This is a genomic window from Streptococcus constellatus (assembly GCF_902167705.1).
GTDB classification, from domain to species: Bacteria; Bacillota; Bacilli; order Lactobacillales; family Streptococcaceae; genus Streptococcus; species Streptococcus constellatus_A.
The window spans coordinates 35453-50458 of sequence record NZ_CABHMZ010000022.1; the positions used below are offsets into that span (position 1 = coordinate 35453).

Genomic DNA, 15006 nt, shown 5'->3' on the forward strand with positions numbered 1-15006 from the left:
AGGCTACCTACCAATTTTTTATCTCTTCCAATACCTTATGAGCCATTTCTTCGCTACGGAAAATAAGGAGAATCGTGTCATCATCCGCTAAAATGCTAAAAATGTCATGAGAGAAGTCTTCTACAATGTGTCGCTTCACAAAAGCTGTACTTCCAGGAACAAGGTGAAGGTTGATCATATTCCCTAACAACTCAGAACCTAAAACATTGTTATCCGCTAATTTTAAGCTTGTAGTAGCTGATTTGGGTAGTTCATAGATATAGGTGTTGTCTTTCAGCGGAATTTTGACAATCCCCAACTCTTTAATATCACGCGAAACAGTTGCTTGAGTAGCTGTAATTCCTGATTGCTTCAGATATTCTACAATAGCTTCTTGGGTGCCGACCTCATATTCCGATACAAAACGTCTAATTTTTTCTAATCTTTCCTTTTTATTCATCCTTAAATTCCTTATGTGCTGCCTCGACGACAGTTGTAATGATTGTTTTTACTAGATTTTCTGGGTGAGAACTTTTTTCTAAATAGGCTAAAAATTCCACATTCCCATGCCCACCTTGAATAGGGGAGAAATCTAGACCTTTGACAGAGAATCCTGCCTCCGCCATAACGTCCGTTACGTTTTCTAAAACTGCTTGATGTACTTTTTTATCTTTTACAATCCCATTTTTGCCAATCTGCTCTCTACCTGCTTCAAACTGAGGTTTGATGAGTGCCACCACTTTCCCATTTTCAGCCAAAATCTTATGCAGAGCTGGCAAAATGAGTCGCAGCGAGATAAAGCTGACATCAATGGAGGCAAAGCGAGGTGTCTCCTCAAAATCAGCTACCTCTGCATAGCGAAAATTGAATTGCTCCATGCTGATGACGCGTTCATCTTGGCGCAATTTCCAAGCCAATTGATTGGTGCCGACATCGACCGCATAGACCTGTCGTGCCCCGTTTTGTAGCATGACGTCCGTAAAACCGCCCGTTGATGCCCCAATGTCCAACGTGACCTGATTTTCAACTGAAATTTCAAAAATCTGCAAAGCCTTTTCTAATTTTAAACCACCACGACTAACATATTTGAGCTTTTCTCCTTTGAGTTTCAACTCAATGCCTTCATCAATTTTTTCGCCAGGTTTATCAAAACGCTCACCATTGATAACGGCAACGACTAAGCCCGCCATTACACCACGTTTGGCCTGCTCTCTAGTATCAAAGAGACCTTGCTTATAAGCTAGAACATCTACTCTTTCTTTCGTCATTAAGCCTTAAACTTTCTATTATTTTTCTGATAGCAGACGCCGAAAAATCTATTTCTGTTTCTACTTCTGTCAATAAATCCTCGGCTGCACTCAACTGTTCTTTAAAGAAATCCTTGGCACCGCTCAAGCCTAAAATGGCTGGATAAGTGGCTTTCTCTGCTGCCACATCTTTCTGCGGTGTCTTGCCTATGTCTTCAAAGTTCGCTGTAATATCTAAAATATCATCTCGTACCTGAAAAGCTAGACCAAGTAATTGACCAATTTTTCGTAATTTTTCTTGCTGTGGTTCTCCTATTTCAGCAATCAAACCCGCAGCAATAAAAGGATAGGTCAGAAGTTTGCCAGTTTTGTTGGCATGAATAATCTGTAGCTCTGCCAGACTAATGTCTCGACCTTCGCCCTGCATGTCAAGCACCTGACCTCCGACCATGCCAAAAGTCCCTGCAGCTAATGATAATTCTGCAATTAAGTTTGCCTTAATTTGACTAGGCAACGCTGCTTTTGCCACCAAGACATAAGAGTCCAAGAAGAGGGAATCACCTGCTAGAATAGCCATATCCTCTCCAAATTTCTTGTGGCTAGTTAAGCGACCGCGACGATAATCATCATCGTCCATAGCCGGCAAATCATCATGAATCAAGCTGCCAGTGTGAATCATTTCAAGCGCTGCCGCCACCTGAAAATGAGTTTCTGTCAGCTCTAACCCCATACCCTCTAACAATTCCAAAAGCAAAAGAGGGCGAATACGCTTGCCACCTGCATTGACTGAGTAAAGAATCGCTTCTATCAAATCAGCGGACACCACTTTTTGAGCATAAAAAGTCTCAATAGCCTGCCCAATTCTAGCTAATTTTTCGTCTTGTTTCATTCCATTTCCGTTTCTGTGCCGTCAGCCTGCATAACCTTGACGAGTGTTTTTTCTGCTTTATCCAAGGTTGTTTGAAGTTCTTTTGAAAGCTGCATGCCCTTTTGGAACTCAGAAATCGCTTCTTCCAAAGGAACATCTCCGTTTTCTAACTTTTGTACAATGACTTCTAAGTCTGCTAAATTTTCTTCAAATTTCTTTTCTTTCGACATTTTTTACCTCAACTTCTATCTGACCATCTCGCATGACCACACTGACCTTGTCGCCCTTTTCTATATCCTTAGTGCTAGCTACTATCTTGTCGCCTTTTTGAACAATGGCATAACCACGCGCCACAATCCGGCTGGTATCTAACATGAGCAAGGCATCGGACAGCCGCTTAGCTTCTGCAACCTTGTAATCATAAATCACTGCCATATTGCTACGCAAAAGTCGTTCCAACTGAGCTGCACGCTCTTGATAAGTCTGAACCTGCCTTAAGGGAGCCAAAGCCTCCAAACGATATTGCAAAAGCCTTGTTTGTTGCATTCCTTCACTATAATATTCGCGAATTTTTTGCTTGAGCCGCAAATTTAATTGATCTAATTTTTGCAGGTAGCTATCGTATAGCCGCTCTGGTTGGCGAAAAATGACAGACTGGCTCAACTTCGCCAAGCGCTCACGATTATAAGTAAGCCGATTAGATGTAGCAGTTGCCAAACGATTCTGTTGTTGCTGCAAGTGTGCTAGGAGATCCAACTTTGTTACAGGTGTTGCTAATTCTGCAGCTGCAGTCGGTGTTGCAGCCCGCCTATCTGCAACAAAATCTGCCAAGGTCGTATCCGTTTCATGCCCTACACTAGAAATAATCGGAATGTGGGATTCAAAAATTGCACGGACAACCACTTCCTCGTTAAACGCCCAGAGGTCTTCAATCGAGCCGCCACCTCGACCGATAATGAGCACATCTAAATCATTTCGCTCATTAGCACGACGAATATTTTCTGCTACTTCAGCAGACGCTCCCTCGCCTTGCACCTTTGTCGGATAAAGAATTATCTCAACTCCCGAAAAACGACGACTGACAGTTGTGATAATATCACGAACCACTGCACCACTAGGACTGGTCACTACTCCAATTTTCTTGGGGAATTGCGGCAAGGCTTGCTTAAAACGCTCCTCAAAAAGCCCTTCTTCGCCTAGCTTTTTTTTGAGTTGCTCAAACTGAATCGCCAAAGCTCCAATACCGTCTGGCTCCGCTTTTTCAATGATAATAGAATAAGACCCACTCGGTTCATAGAGTTGAATACGACCGACGACATTGATTTTCATACCTTCTTCCAGATCAAAGCCTAGTTTTTTATAGACACCGCCCCAGATTGTCGCTTGAATAACAGCCTTTTCATCTTTGAGAGAGAAATATTGGTGATTAGGTCGCCTACGAAAATTAGAAACTTGCCCCGTCAGATAAACTCGCTCTAAATAAGGATCTTTATCAAATTTTAATTTTAAGTATTTGGTCAAGGTTGACACGGATAAATACTCAGTCATTCCTCTCCTTTCATTTCCTGTAATGCTTCTTTATTCATAATTTTTATTATACCAAACAATCTATAAAAAATCATTTCCAGCCCTCAACGAAAAAGGAAAGACTAGTTTCCCATATCTTAAGCAGAACCTAGCCCAACAAACTTGCCAAAATATACAAAAGATAGATATGCGCAGGATAGAAAATGTAGAAAAATAACTTCATACCACGACCCTTTTCACCATTGTAAAAATACATTGGAATAATCGCAAAAACCATCATCCATTGCACAGACGTTGGATCTGTCAGATACACAAATAAAGAGACTAGTGCTAATATCACCATTTGTGCTATGCGGTGTCTGCGGAAGATATAAAAGAGAAGGCCAAGGTAAACCATGACATACCCTCCTTCAACCACGAGAATGTTCGGAATAGCCATGATAAAAAAGGCAATAATTTGAACCATAAGAGGCGATATATTTTCACTAGCTAGATAACCTGATAGAAACAAAGCCGGCAGAGCCAGAAGAATCGGTAAAAGAAAAAGGCCCAATCCTTTCCAGAATGAATGAAGTTTCTTTTCTTTCACACCCTCAACCATCAAATCCCAAGCACAGATAGATATGCCTGCTAGGAAAAAGGCGCCAAAAGCATTATTCGCCAGCCCAACTTGACCATTGGTAAAAAAGTGACTGACAATTATATTTCCAATAATCATAAACCATGTCATAAATAGCAACCGTTTTAAATAAGCTTTTCGATTATGGGTATAATAAAAACTATCAGCTGCTAGAAACATAAAAAGAGGAAAAACTACGCGTCCGATCATTGTTAGCCACATCGGGGCGCCAAAAGCACCAAACATTTCGTAGATATGATCTAAAAACATAAGTAAAATAGCTAAAATTTTCAAGTTTGTTGCATTTGATATTTTCTTTAAAGATTGTAACATCATAAATTCTCCATTTCATTTTTTCAACAAGAATAATCTTACCGAAAATTTCCCGCTCTTTCCATTACATAAACTTATATTTTCAGAAAGTAAAGTGACATTTTTGTAAGACAGAAAAAATAAGGTCAAGATAAAAAATCTCAACCTCATTAGATGCAATGAATTTTCATAAGATAGTGGATATTGAAAAAGTTCATTCTCCCTTTCAACTTGTAACTAAGCCTCATGAACTAAATATTACTTTTATAAACAGATAATAAAAGTTAAACTGTTCAATTTTTTAAATGCTTTTGCAGGCTTTTTCATTATAACATATTTTCTTTTTTAGCTAGTTTCTTCATCCACTTAGGGATTTCTTTGCTGATTTCCGTTGGCAAGACTACATAGTTTTCTTTGCTTAACTCCTCTGCAATGGCTGAATGAAGATAGACAGCCGCAGTTACACGTTCTAGTAGAGGGGTCATTTTAAACTGTCCTGCAAAGCCCGCAATCATGCCTGCAAGAGTATCTCCCATACCGCCTGTGGCTTGATAAGGACCACCAATGCTCAGTTGAAAATGATTTCCATTTCCACTTTGAAAAATAGTCGTTCCATGCTTTTTCTGAACAACGATAGTTCCAGCAGGCAAGGAATTAACAGCTTCTTGGCTTTTTTCAACTGTCTGATCAGCTATCTTTAGTCCACTCAATCGCTCCCATTCTTTTTGATGCGGAGTAAAAATCGTTTGCGCTTTTGGAAACGGCAGAGTTCCTTTGCTGTAAAGAGAAATAGCTCCACCATCCATGATTAAGATTTGATGTTCACTAACAAGATCTACTATCAACTGTAAAACCTCTTTTTCAAGAGAATTTTCAGCTAAACCTGGGCCGATCAATAACACCTCTGCTTTTTGAATCTGTTCTTTCAACAATTTCTCATCCTGAATGTCAAACGCCATCGCCTCTGGTAAATGAGCATGGAGAGCTGCGATATTTTCCCTATCCGTCGCAACTGTCACAAGACCAGCTCCGCTGTGAACTGCCGCCAACGCCGCCATGATAATTGCTCCACCAAAAGGATAAGTGCCGCCAATCAGCAACAAGCGACCGTAGTCCCCTTTGTGACTATTGAGAGAACGTGGCTGAATAACCTTTTCCAATACCGTACGATCGACCACTTTCATTGTTTTCTCCTTTTATATGATATAGCCCCTTATTTATCTTTATTTTACCATAAAAAAGACATGCCCCCAAAAATTGACGACATATCCCATTTCTATTTCTTCAAACTCCGTTTGCACGCTCGATAAGTTTGCTCCATGAGCATGGTAATGGTCATCGGACCAACCCCTCTCGGTACAGGAGTGATGAGACTAGCGATTTCCGATACTTCGTCAAATTTCACGTCGCCAATCAATTTACCTTTCTCGTCACGATTCATACCGACATCAATCACGACCGCGCCTTCTTTGACAAAATCTTTGGTCACAAAATGCCCGCGCCCAATAGCTACAACTAAAATATCAGCCTTTTTTGTTATTTCTGATAAATGGTGTGTTCGTGAATGCGTCAGAGTCACTGTAGCATTTTTAGCAAGTAAAAGTTGTGCCATGGGCTTTCCTACAATGTTACTTCGGCCAATGACCACCGCACGTTTCCCTTCTAATTCCACACCGTACTCATGAAACATTTCCATAATACCAGCAGGTGTTGAGGGAATCATGACAGGATGACCGCTCCAAAGACGTCCCATATTCATTGGGTGGAAACCATCCACATCCTTATCCGGATCAATTGCTAGCAGCACCGCTTCTTCATCAATGTGTTTGGGAAGAGGCAACTGTACTAAAATACCATGCCAATCTGGATCTTGATTGTACTTTTCAATCAAAATCAGCAGCTCTTCTTGAGTTGTTGTTTCTGGCAGGCGCACCACTTCACTCCGAAGTCCCGCAGCCAAGGCAGAACGCTCTTTATTTCGCACATAGACCTGACTAGCTGGGTTATTGCCCACTAAAATCACTACAAGCCCCGGTACCAAGCCGGTCTTTTCTTTTAACTTTTTGACTTTTTCTGCTAACTGTGTTTGTAACTTTTCCGCCAAAGCCTTGCCATCAATTATCTTTGCCATATCCATCTCATTTCTAATTTCTTCATTCTATTATAACAAAAAAATAGCGACTTGCCTTATAGACTTTTTTTATAAAAAGTTATAAGCCAAAACATCGTAAAATTCCCTTTTTCTTTGTATTTTTTACCATTTTATGAAAATTTACATAAAAAATAGAGAAAAATCAGCCAAAAAACTTAAAGTAATCTTAAACCTTAAAGCTAGTTTAAGGTAACTTTTATAGCATAGAAGTCGGTACCAATAGTTTAAAAATATAAAGAAGGGAAGAATACAATGCAAGTAGTGACGCGAGTTTTGCATTACATCAGTCGAAAAAAAGTCAAAACCATTCTTATCTTTCTGATATTGACCTTGATTTCTACTGCTCTATCCAGTAGCCTTTCGATTATGAAAACAACGGACAATATCGAAAAGAGGATTTATGTCGCTTCCAATACTGGTTTTACAATCTCAAGCAAAACAATTGAAAATTCAATTTCACTAAAAACAGCAGAAAAATTACTTGAGAATAAAGAAATTTCAAACTACAACTTAAAGTATGACACTTTAGCGACTTTGACAAATCAAACAATTGTCAAGAAAAAGCAAGGTGTCATACGAGACAATCAAAATCCCACTCTCAACAATCTCGTTGCAGCATTGGGAACAAGAGATTCTCAGTTGGAAACGACATTTGCAAGTGGCGTCTTTAAGTTAGAAAAAGGCAAACATCTTCAAAAAAGCGACCATTCAAAGGTATTGATTCATGAAAAATTGGCAGCGCAAAATCATCTTAAAGTGGGGGACAAACTCAAACTACGAGGTGTGTCTCTTCAAGACGGCGATGCTAAAACAGGCAATGAATTAGAGCTAGAAATTGCAGGAATTTTTTCCGGTAAAAAAGAAGAAAAGCAAACTGGGTTGAGTTCTGATGCAACGGAAAATACCTTCTATTTGGATTACAAGACCAGTCAGCAATTAGCTGGCTACAAGTCAACGGACTACCAAGTGACATCAGTAGTTTATTATATTGCAAATCCCAAAAACATCAATCAAGTGGTGAAAGCTGTTAAAAAAGTGCCAATTGACTGGAGCAAATTAGACCTTGTAAAAAATACGAAAGCATTTGAGGCAGTTTCTTCGTCTATTACCAACTTTAAACAAATTGTTCGCGTGCTAACCTTCAGTATCATCATCGGAAGTATCATCATTCTGGCGCTGATTCTCATGTTCTGGCTGCGAGAGCGAGTCTATGAAATCGGGGTGCTCCTGTCACTAGGAATTTCAAAAACGATGATTATGTCTCAATTTGTGCTGGAGTTGATTCTTATCTCCGTGTTTAGCATGGTTCTATCTACAATCAGCGGCTCCTATCTCGCTGCTCTGGTCTTTCAAGGCTTTGTCAAAGAAGGACAGGGCGGAGCTGATTCAGCGGCACTCTTTGAAAATGTGGTGCCACACCTAGATTTTGCAACAATTGGTGTGACCTATGGCATTTTGCTCATCATTATCTTATTTGCCGTAGTGGGCTCATCCTCTATTATTTTACATAAAAAACCGAAGGAAATTTTAACAGATATTAGTTAAGGAGACAAAAAATGACGATTTTAAAAATAGATACTGTTAGTTATCAGTACAACACTTTACAAGAAAATGTATTGCAACAAATCACGACTTCATTTGAAAAAGGAAAATTTTACTCCATCATCGGGAAATCTGGTGCTGGAAAATCCACCTTGCTTTCTCTTTTAGCGGGGCTTGACACTCCCACAAAAGGGAAAATCCTCTTTGAAAATCAAGACATTGCTGAGAAAGGCTACAATCATCACAGAAGCAAACAAATCTCTTTGGTCTTTCAAAATTATAATCTAATTGACTATCTCACTCCTCTTGAAAATGTCCGCTTGGTCAATCCACATGCAGATAAAGAAATCTTATTACGGTTAGGCTTGAGCGAGAAAGAGATTCACCGCAATGTCATGCGCCTCTCTGGCGGTCAACAGCAACGTGTGGCTATTGCACGTGCTTTGGCATCAGAAGCCCCGATTATCTTAGCCGATGAACCAACAGGGAATCTAGACGCTGCTACTGCTATGGACATTATTGACATTCTTATCACCTCTGCCAAAGAAAAAAATAAATGCGTCATTGTGGTGACACACAGCAAAGAGTTGGCTGATCAAGCAGATGTTGTCCTCGAATTAAAAAATAAAAACTTAGTGGAAGTCACTAAGAAATCGAAATGATACCTCCAAGGAGAAGAAATGATATGTTACCAATAAAAAATGCTTTGGCTTATGTCTGGCGCAAGAAAATCAAAAGTTTGATTATCTTTTTCATCTTGCTAGCCATCTCTACCTTAACCTTAGGCAGCATCGCTGTCAAAAATGCGACTGACGCTGCTTCAAAAGAAACATTTAAAAATATTACCAGCAGTTTTTCCATGCAGATCAATCGTGAGGTCAATCCAGGAACACCACGCGGTGCTGGAAATCTCAAAGGCGAAGACATTGATACGATTAGCAAAGTCGCCGGTATTTCTGGCTATGTCAAACGTATGAACATTGTAGCGGATCTGGTAGATCATCAACTCGTTGAAATGCCAGACGGCGATCAACAATTAAGTGAAGACCGCAAGCAAAAATTCGGTCGTGCCATTATGGCGACAGGAATCAATGACTCCTCGAAGGATGATAAATTTACTGCGGGAACTTTTAAGCTCATCGAAGGGCGACACATCACCAAAGATGATAAAAATGCGACCTTAGTTCACAAGGATTTTGCACAGAAAAATAACCTCAAGGTTGGCGATACCATTACCTTGAAATCCAATACCTTTGACCATGACAATGTTCACAAGGCAAATAAAACCGTTCAAGTGAAAATCGTTGGTTTATTTGAAGGGAAAAATAAAACTGGTGTAACCATTCCGCAAGAACTGTACGAAAATACGTTTGTGACTGATTTGGACACGACGAAAACCTTGTATGGTTATACAGATAAAAATGCCATTTACCAAGATGCTACTTTCTTTGTCAAAGGAAATCAAGACATTGATAAGGTTATCGAAAAGGTCAAAGGAGAATCATCTATTGACTGGGAGTCTTACATGCTTGTGAAGAGCACCAGCAACTTCCCAGCTCTGCAATCTTCTATCAACGGCATTTACAGCGTCACCAACAGTCTTCTCATTGGAACCTTGATTTTCGGTGCTATTGTATTGACCCTTGTCCTCTTTCTATGGATCAACGGCCGAAGAAAAGAAATGGGAATCCTCTTGTCACTCGGTATCAGCAAAGTCAAAATCTTCTTCCAATTTATGACAGAAGTCTTGTTTGTCAGCGTCTTTAGCTTTATCGGTGCCTATTTTGCTGGTAGCATTGTCAGCAAAGCTATGGGAAATAGCATCTTAAAACAAGTTACAAGTGGTATTGCTGAACAGCTTGCTAAAGAAGGTAGAAGCGCCAATCTTGGAGGCGGGGCTGAAATTGACGGCTTTAATAAGACCCTCACCAGTCTCAATGTGCATGTGTCTCCTGATGATATGACCAAAGTGGTCATCTTTGGACTTGGGATTATTATCGTTTCTGTCCTTATCGCTTCAATCACGCTCCTTAGCAAGCAACCAAAAGACTTGCTAATGGGAGATAATAGCAAATAAAAAAGAGAGTGGGACAGAAATCAGTAGTTTCGTAGAAACTTGATTTCATCGTCCCACCTCCGCAAGGGTGATTAGGTGCTCTTCTGAGCTTGAAAAGCGAATGAAGAGCCCAATCACCTACTGCGTTATTCGTTTATTACTAAATCTGATAGAAGCTGAGTACTTTTGTCTCAGCTTCTGTTTTGCTTGGTAGATTGTTTCTGTTGACTTCGGACGGAATAACTTTTAATTGGCTCCGTCGACCCGGTCGAAAAGATGAAGCATTTTTGGTTGGCTCCGTCGACTCGGTCGAAAAGATGAAACTCTTTTGATTTGCTCCGTCGACCCGGTCGAAAAGATGAAACTCTTTTGGTTTGCTCCGTCGACTCGGTCGAAAAGATGAAACACTTTTGATTGGCTTCGTCGACTCGGTCGAAAAGATGAAACTCTTTGGAGTTACTCTATCAGCCCGACGGACGAGATGAAACTCTTTTGGTTTACTCTGTCAGCCCGGCGGACGAGGTGAAACTATTTTGATTTGCTCCGTCAGCCCGGCGGACGAGGTGAAACTATTTTGGTTTATTCCGTCAGCCCGGCGGACGAGATGAAGCACTTTTGATTTGCTCCGTCAGCCCGGCGGACGAGGTGAAGCACGTTGGATGTGGCTCACTTGACCATTGTTGCTTTTTTGCTGCCAGTTATACTTTTTTACAGTTCTTTTGATGTGCTTTCAGCTTCTTCATAGCCCAGTCGTAGTGACTCGATGTGCAACTGACAAAGTAGGAGCCAAGGGTACTCCCACCAACCCATTTATAGACGCCCTTTGAAAACAGTTCTTCGTTTGTAAAGATTTCAGCTAGGGCTAGCACTTTTTCCTGTGATTGATGAAGCAACTTGGTTGCTTCTTCTAGCGATGTTTGTTGATGTTTTTGCCAAAATGCCACATTCATCTCACCATAGCTTCTCCAATTATAAGCTGCTGGCAAAAACGATTTTTCGACACCATTTTGATTGGAAGGCACCCAATCCAAAAGCAATTGCTGCCACTCATAAAGATGAATGAGAACACCTCTGAGGTTTTTATCCCTCTTCCAATGCGCCTCTTTCTTTTTTTCATCTTTTGAAAAATCAAATGGAGTCTTTAACTCTTCTTCTGTTAATTGGGAAATCAATGACTGCAGCTTTGCATATTGCTGCGTCGCTGCACTGATCAACTCAGTCTTGCTAGTAGGTCTTACCATGTTATGTTCTCCTTCTTTTTAATAAATCATACAACAATGACCTGACAACCTCTGTCATGTTTTTAGTTCTCTCTTTATTTTTGTCTCATTTTTTCTTTGATTTCACATTGGCAGTCGCAATCGCCACAGTTTCCTTTTCCCTTAATGATATGGTGCATCGCTGCACCTGCTAAAACTAAAATGATGATAAATACAATAATCGTTGACATGGTTTCTCCTATACTGTTTGATGTGCCAGACTATCTAAAGTGATAACCTCTACTTTTTCTTTGCGCGGTTTTCTAAAGATGAAATAGAGACCCGCTGCTACAACGAGCAGGGCAAAGACAGTCACAGGAGATATTCCTTTTCCGTACAGCAAAACTTGACCAAATTGGTAAATCACAAGACTGACATTATAAGCCAGTAGGGTTTGAAATGAAATAGCAATCCACGTCCACTTGGCATTGCCCATTTCCCGATGAATAGCACCAATCGCTGCAAAACAAGGAGCGCAGAGCAGGTTAAAGACAAGGAATGAGTAGGCGGAAAGTGCTGTATAATGCTGTTGAAGATTGGTCCACAACTCTTTGGTGGTCTCTGTCGCATCTGTCACTTTATACAAAATCCCAAAAGTGGAAATCACCGTTTCCTTAGCCAATAAGCCGGTAATAGCCGCAACCGTTGCTCGCCAATTGCCAAAGCCAAGAGGGCTAAAGATCCAAGCTAGTCCTTTTCCTAATGCCGCTAGGATACTATCTTCTGTTTCAACCGCCTGCAAACTAAAGTTGTAGGAGCTAGCAAACCAGATGAAAATATTGGTCACAAAGATAATCGTTCCAGCCCGTTTGATGAAACTCAAAGCCTTCTGCCCTGCATAGCGCAAAACCGTTTTGACTTGTGGCAAATGATAGCTAGGCAGCTCCATGATAAAGGGTGCAACAGCACCACCGAGGATTGCTGTCTTTTTCAGAGCAATTCCCGATAAGACAATGGCTCCCATTCCGACGAAATAAGCGCTTGGTGCAATCCAAGGATTGCTAGGAAAGAATGCCCCAGCAATCAAGGAAATAATCGGCAACTTGGCAGAACAAGGCATAAAGGTCGTTGTCATAATAGTGATTCTGCGGTCACGTTCATTTTCAATGGTCCTACTCGCCATGACTCCAGGAACACCACACCCTGTAGAAATCAACATAGGGATAAAAGATTTCCCAGATAAACCAAACCGCCGAAAGATTCGATCCATCACAAAGGCAATCCGACTCATATAGCCGATGTCTTCCAAGATACCCAAGCAGATAAATAAGACGAAAATCTGAGGAACAAAGCCTAAGACAGCTCCGCAGCCGGCAATAATCCCGTCGATAATCAAGGATTGAAGCCAATCGGCTACTGCTAACTGCTCCAATAAAGACTTGATTCCATTTGGAATCCACTCCCCAAACAGAACATCATTTGCCCAATCCGTTGCCATTTGCCCAATCGTCTGAATGGAGAAGAAATAGACCAGCCACATAACAACTGCAAAAATTGGCAACGCTAAATAACGATTGGTCACAATACGGTCAATCTTATCCGACAAACTTAATTGATTAACATCGGCTTGCAGAGCCATTTTAACTGCTGATTCAATAAACTCATAACGCGCATTGACAACAATACTTTCTGCGTCCTCTGTGTAGATTTCCTCCGTAATCCGAATCGCATCTTCAATCTCCGCTTTTTGGAAATCAGACAATGCCAACTGTTCAGATAATTCTTTATCGCGTTCAAAAAGCTTAATGGCATAAAAACGGGCTTGTTTTTGAGGCACTGCATTTCCCAAAATGCGGATAATTTCTGACAAAGCCGCTTCAAAATGGCTGTCGTAAACAGGGTAGAGCGTTTCATCCGTGCGCTCCATTTCTCGCAAGACCTGTTGCATGACTTGGTCAATCCCAGTCTTTTTCAAAGCACTGGTCGCAACGACTGGCACCCCTAGCTGATAGCTTAATTTAGTCGTATCAATCCATTTACCTTGTTTTTCAACGACATCGCTCATATTTAAAGCCAACACAACCGGAATCCCCGTCTCAATCAACTGCAAGCTCAAGTACAGATTCCGTTCCAAGTTGGTCGCGTCAACCACATCCAAAATAGCATCCGCATTGCCACTTAACAGATAGTTTCTACTGACCATTTCCTCAGAAGTATAAGGAGACAATGAGTAAATTCCTGGTAGGTCTTGAATAACGATTTCTTTATTTTTGCGAAACAGACCACTTTTCTTTTCGACAGTAACTCCAGGCCAATTTCCCACATGTTGGCTACTACCGGTTAGAATGTTAAATAAACTGGTCTTTCCACTATTCGGATTTCCCGCAAGCGCTAATTCTTTCATTCTTTTGTTTCCTTTTCACTTTTCACCACACTAATCAAGCTAGCCTCCGACTTTCTTAACGTCAAGTCATAGCCCCTCAACTTAATCTCAAGCGGGTCACCCAAGGGCGCAACTTTTTGCAATTGAACTTTTGTGTTTTTGGTCAAACCCATGTCCATCAGCCGCCGTTTTAAAGCACCATCCGCATGAATTGCTTCGATGTATGCCACGTCTCCAACAGCTAACTCAGATAAAGGAAGAGAAGATTTGCTACTGTCTTTTGGCACAACATCCAGCTTTTCCAAAATAGAATTGTCCAAAGCAATCCTCGCAGCTCGAACTAAGAGAATCGCTGTATCATTTGTTTTTGAAATGATTTGAATAAAACTTCCTATCTTAATCCCTAAATCAGCTAAATGACGGACGCTCGCTTCCTCTAGATCGATTCCGACAATTTCATATTCTGTTACTAATTTCATTTGAGATAAATCCATACTCTCTCCTTTTCACTTTGTCAAGAAATATGCTTACTATCACTATTAGTATACCACTTTTTCCTAAGAATTTCTGACAATTCTAAGATAAATAGGCAAAAATTATCGCAAAATAAATATCCCCTAAACAAATGCCTAGAGGATATATTTATTAGAGACTAACAAGTTTAATACAACAATTCATAAATTTCCATTGCAATCAAATCAATGCTATCAAAAGTATATGTTTCACGCGCTGCAACATCTCGCAAAGTGAATACTGAGCCATTTTCTTCGTCATAGCTATAAGCTACTTCTGCTACAACAACTCCGTCACGTTCAAAATTGCGTTTCAAATTGCCGCCATCTTTTGTCATAGCATCTAAACGATTGATAATTCTTACTAAATGTGATTCCATTTTCCTTCTCCTATTCATTTATACGTTACTATTTTACCACAAATGAAAGATGAAATACCAGTAAAAGACCTATTTTTGTTAAATTTAACACAAAATGAAATGCTCAAATATAAAATTCTGTCTTTTAACACTTTATTCTTGCAATGTTTTAGAATACTGATATAATGAAACTAAGAAGTTTGACTATTATTGACCAATTGGTCTCAGTCAAGCAAATTTTAAAAGAAAGA

Annotated in this window: 16 protein-coding genes; 3 read left to right on the forward strand and 13 right to left on the reverse strand. The window is 40.3% G+C overall.

Going from position 1 to position 15006, the window contains the following annotated elements:
* Positions 1–7: 7 nt before the first annotated feature.
* The 8 genes from FQ204_RS06795 to FQ204_RS06830 all read right to left on the reverse strand — a co-directional run bounded on the left by FQ204_RS06795 (position 8) and on the right by FQ204_RS06830 (position 6683).
* Positions 8–439 carry an arginine repressor gene (locus tag FQ204_RS06795; RefSeq protein ID WP_144210125.1) on the reverse strand — a complete coding sequence of 144 codons (432 nt, stop codon included), beginning with the start codon at positions 437–439 and terminating at the stop codon, positions 8–10.
* The gene (locus FQ204_RS06800) at positions 432–1247 is read right to left on the reverse strand and encodes a TlyA family RNA methyltransferase (RefSeq protein WP_144210127.1); all 816 of its coding nucleotides are present in this window, start codon (positions 1245–1247) and stop codon (positions 432–434) included. Before FQ204_RS06800 ends, FQ204_RS06795 begins: the two co-directional genes overlap by 8 nt.
* Positions 1213–2115, reverse strand: coding sequence for a polyprenyl synthetase family protein (locus FQ204_RS06805; protein ID WP_144210129.1), 903 nt, complete (start codon positions 2113–2115; stop codon positions 1213–1215). Before FQ204_RS06805 ends, FQ204_RS06800 begins: the two co-directional genes overlap by 35 nt.
* Positions 2112–2324: an exodeoxyribonuclease VII small subunit gene (locus tag FQ204_RS06810; RefSeq protein WP_144210131.1), complete on the reverse strand. Its 213-nt coding sequence runs from the start codon at positions 2322–2324 to the stop codon at positions 2112–2114. The genes FQ204_RS06805 and FQ204_RS06810 overlap by 4 nt, the downstream gene beginning before the upstream one ends.
* The gene (gene xseA / locus FQ204_RS06815; RefSeq protein ID WP_144210133.1) at positions 2302–3642 is read right to left on the reverse strand and encodes an exodeoxyribonuclease VII large subunit; all 1341 of its coding nucleotides are present in this window, start codon (positions 3640–3642) and stop codon (positions 2302–2304) included. The genes FQ204_RS06810 and xseA overlap by 23 nt, the downstream gene beginning before the upstream one ends.
* A gap of 127 nt (positions 3643–3769) precedes the next feature.
* Positions 3770–4576 (reverse strand): TraX family protein, encoded by an 807-nt coding sequence (locus FQ204_RS06820; RefSeq protein WP_144210135.1) that lies wholly within the window; start codon positions 4574–4576, stop codon positions 3770–3772.
* A gap of 302 nt (positions 4577–4878) precedes the next feature.
* On the reverse strand, positions 4879–5736 hold the full coding sequence (locus tag FQ204_RS06825; protein WP_144210137.1) for an NAD(P)H-hydrate dehydratase: 858 nt from the start codon (positions 5734–5736) through the stop codon (positions 4879–4881).
* Between the two features lie 92 nt (positions 5737–5828).
* Complete coding sequence (locus tag FQ204_RS06830) at positions 5829–6683, reverse strand: bifunctional methylenetetrahydrofolate dehydrogenase/methenyltetrahydrofolate cyclohydrolase (RefSeq protein WP_144210139.1); 855 nt, start codon at positions 6681–6683, stop codon at positions 5829–5831.
* Between the two features lie 273 nt (positions 6684–6956).
* Between FQ204_RS06830 and FQ204_RS06835 the strand changes: the two genes are divergently transcribed.
* From FQ204_RS06835 to FQ204_RS06845, 3 genes are read left to right on the forward strand one after another with little or no spacing between them, the layout of a single operon-like run.
* Positions 6957–8249, forward strand: a complete 1293-nt coding sequence (locus FQ204_RS06835) for an ABC transporter permease (protein ID WP_144210141.1) — start codon at positions 6957–6959, stop codon at positions 8247–8249.
* A gap of 11 nt (positions 8250–8260) precedes the next feature.
* The gene (locus tag FQ204_RS06840) at positions 8261–8908 is read left to right on the forward strand and encodes an ABC transporter ATP-binding protein (RefSeq protein ID WP_144210143.1); all 648 of its coding nucleotides are present in this window, start codon (positions 8261–8263) and stop codon (positions 8906–8908) included.
* Between the two features lie 23 nt (positions 8909–8931).
* On the forward strand, positions 8932–10323 hold the full coding sequence (locus FQ204_RS06845) for an ABC transporter permease (RefSeq protein WP_144210145.1): 1392 nt from the start codon (positions 8932–8934) through the stop codon (positions 10321–10323).
* A gap of 677 nt (positions 10324–11000) precedes the next feature.
* Here the strand turns inward: FQ204_RS06845 and FQ204_RS06850 are convergent.
* The 5 genes from FQ204_RS06850 to FQ204_RS06870 all read right to left on the reverse strand — a co-directional run bounded on the left by FQ204_RS06850 (position 11001) and on the right by FQ204_RS06870 (position 14776).
* Positions 11001–11543, reverse strand: coding sequence for a ClbS/DfsB family four-helix bundle protein (locus FQ204_RS06850; protein ID WP_144210147.1), 543 nt, complete (start codon positions 11541–11543; stop codon positions 11001–11003).
* Between the two features lie 74 nt (positions 11544–11617).
* Positions 11618–11752, reverse strand: a complete 135-nt coding sequence (locus FQ204_RS06855; protein ID WP_126467454.1) for a FeoB-associated Cys-rich membrane protein — start codon at positions 11750–11752, stop codon at positions 11618–11620.
* Between the two features lie 8 nt (positions 11753–11760).
* Positions 11761–13905: a ferrous iron transport protein B gene (feoB, locus tag FQ204_RS06860; RefSeq protein WP_144210149.1), complete on the reverse strand. Its 2145-nt coding sequence runs from the start codon at positions 13903–13905 to the stop codon at positions 11761–11763.
* Positions 13902–14378: a ferrous iron transport protein A gene (locus tag FQ204_RS06865; RefSeq protein WP_144210151.1), complete on the reverse strand. Its 477-nt coding sequence runs from the start codon at positions 14376–14378 to the stop codon at positions 13902–13904. The genes feoB and FQ204_RS06865 overlap by 4 nt, the downstream gene beginning before the upstream one ends.
* Positions 14379–14545: 167 nt before the next feature.
* On the reverse strand, positions 14546–14776 hold the full coding sequence (locus tag FQ204_RS06870; RefSeq protein WP_003023686.1) for a DUF1797 family protein: 231 nt from the start codon (positions 14774–14776) through the stop codon (positions 14546–14548).
* Positions 14777–15006: the final 230 nt, after the last annotated feature.

Excerpts from the sequence above, each read along its gene's own strand:
- FQ204_RS06820 (WP_144210135.1), bottom strand. The coding sequence starts at position 4,576 with ATGATGTTACAATCTTTAAAGAAAATATCAAATGCAACAAACTTGAAA.
- xseA (WP_144210133.1), bottom strand. The coding sequence starts at position 3,642 with ATGACTGAGTATTTATCCGTGTCAACCTTGACCAAATACTTAAAATTA.
- FQ204_RS06865 (WP_144210151.1), bottom strand. The coding sequence starts at position 14,378 with ATGGATTTATCTCAAATGAAATTAGTAACAGAATATGAAATTGTCGGA.
- FQ204_RS06840 (WP_144210143.1), top strand. The coding sequence starts at position 8,261 with ATGACGATTTTAAAAATAGATACTGTTAGTTATCAGTACAACACTTTA.
- FQ204_RS06795 (WP_144210125.1), bottom strand. The coding sequence starts at position 439 with ATGAATAAAAAGGAAAGATTAGAAAAAATTAGACGTTTTGTATCGGAA.
- FQ204_RS06800 (WP_144210127.1), bottom strand. The coding sequence starts at position 1,247 with ATGACGAAAGAAAGAGTAGATGTTCTAGCTTATAAGCAAGGTCTCTTT.
- feoB (WP_144210149.1), bottom strand. The coding sequence starts at position 13,905 with ATGAAAGAATTAGCGCTTGCGGGAAATCCGAATAGTGGAAAGACCAGT.
- FQ204_RS06810 (WP_144210131.1), bottom strand. The coding sequence starts at position 2,324 with ATGTCGAAAGAAAAGAAATTTGAAGAAAATTTAGCAGACTTAGAAGTC.
- FQ204_RS06870 (WP_003023686.1), bottom strand. The coding sequence starts at position 14,776 with ATGGAATCACATTTAGTAAGAATTATCAATCGTTTAGATGCTATGACA.
- FQ204_RS06850 (WP_144210147.1), bottom strand. The coding sequence starts at position 11,543 with ATGGTAAGACCTACTAGCAAGACTGAGTTGATCAGTGCAGCGACGCAG.
- FQ204_RS06825 (WP_144210137.1), bottom strand. The coding sequence starts at position 5,736 with ATGAAAGTGGTCGATCGTACGGTATTGGAAAAGGTTATTCAGCCACGT.
- FQ204_RS06845 (WP_144210145.1), top strand. The coding sequence starts at position 8,932 with ATGTTACCAATAAAAAATGCTTTGGCTTATGTCTGGCGCAAGAAAATC.
- FQ204_RS06855 (WP_126467454.1), bottom strand. The coding sequence starts at position 11,752 with ATGTCAACGATTATTGTATTTATCATCATTTTAGTTTTAGCAGGTGCA.
- FQ204_RS06830 (WP_144210139.1), bottom strand. The coding sequence starts at position 6,683 with ATGGCAAAGATAATTGATGGCAAGGCTTTGGCGGAAAAGTTACAAACA.
- FQ204_RS06835 (WP_144210141.1), top strand. The coding sequence starts at position 6,957 with ATGCAAGTAGTGACGCGAGTTTTGCATTACATCAGTCGAAAAAAAGTC.
- FQ204_RS06805 (WP_144210129.1), bottom strand. The coding sequence starts at position 2,115 with ATGAAACAAGACGAAAAATTAGCTAGAATTGGGCAGGCTATTGAGACT.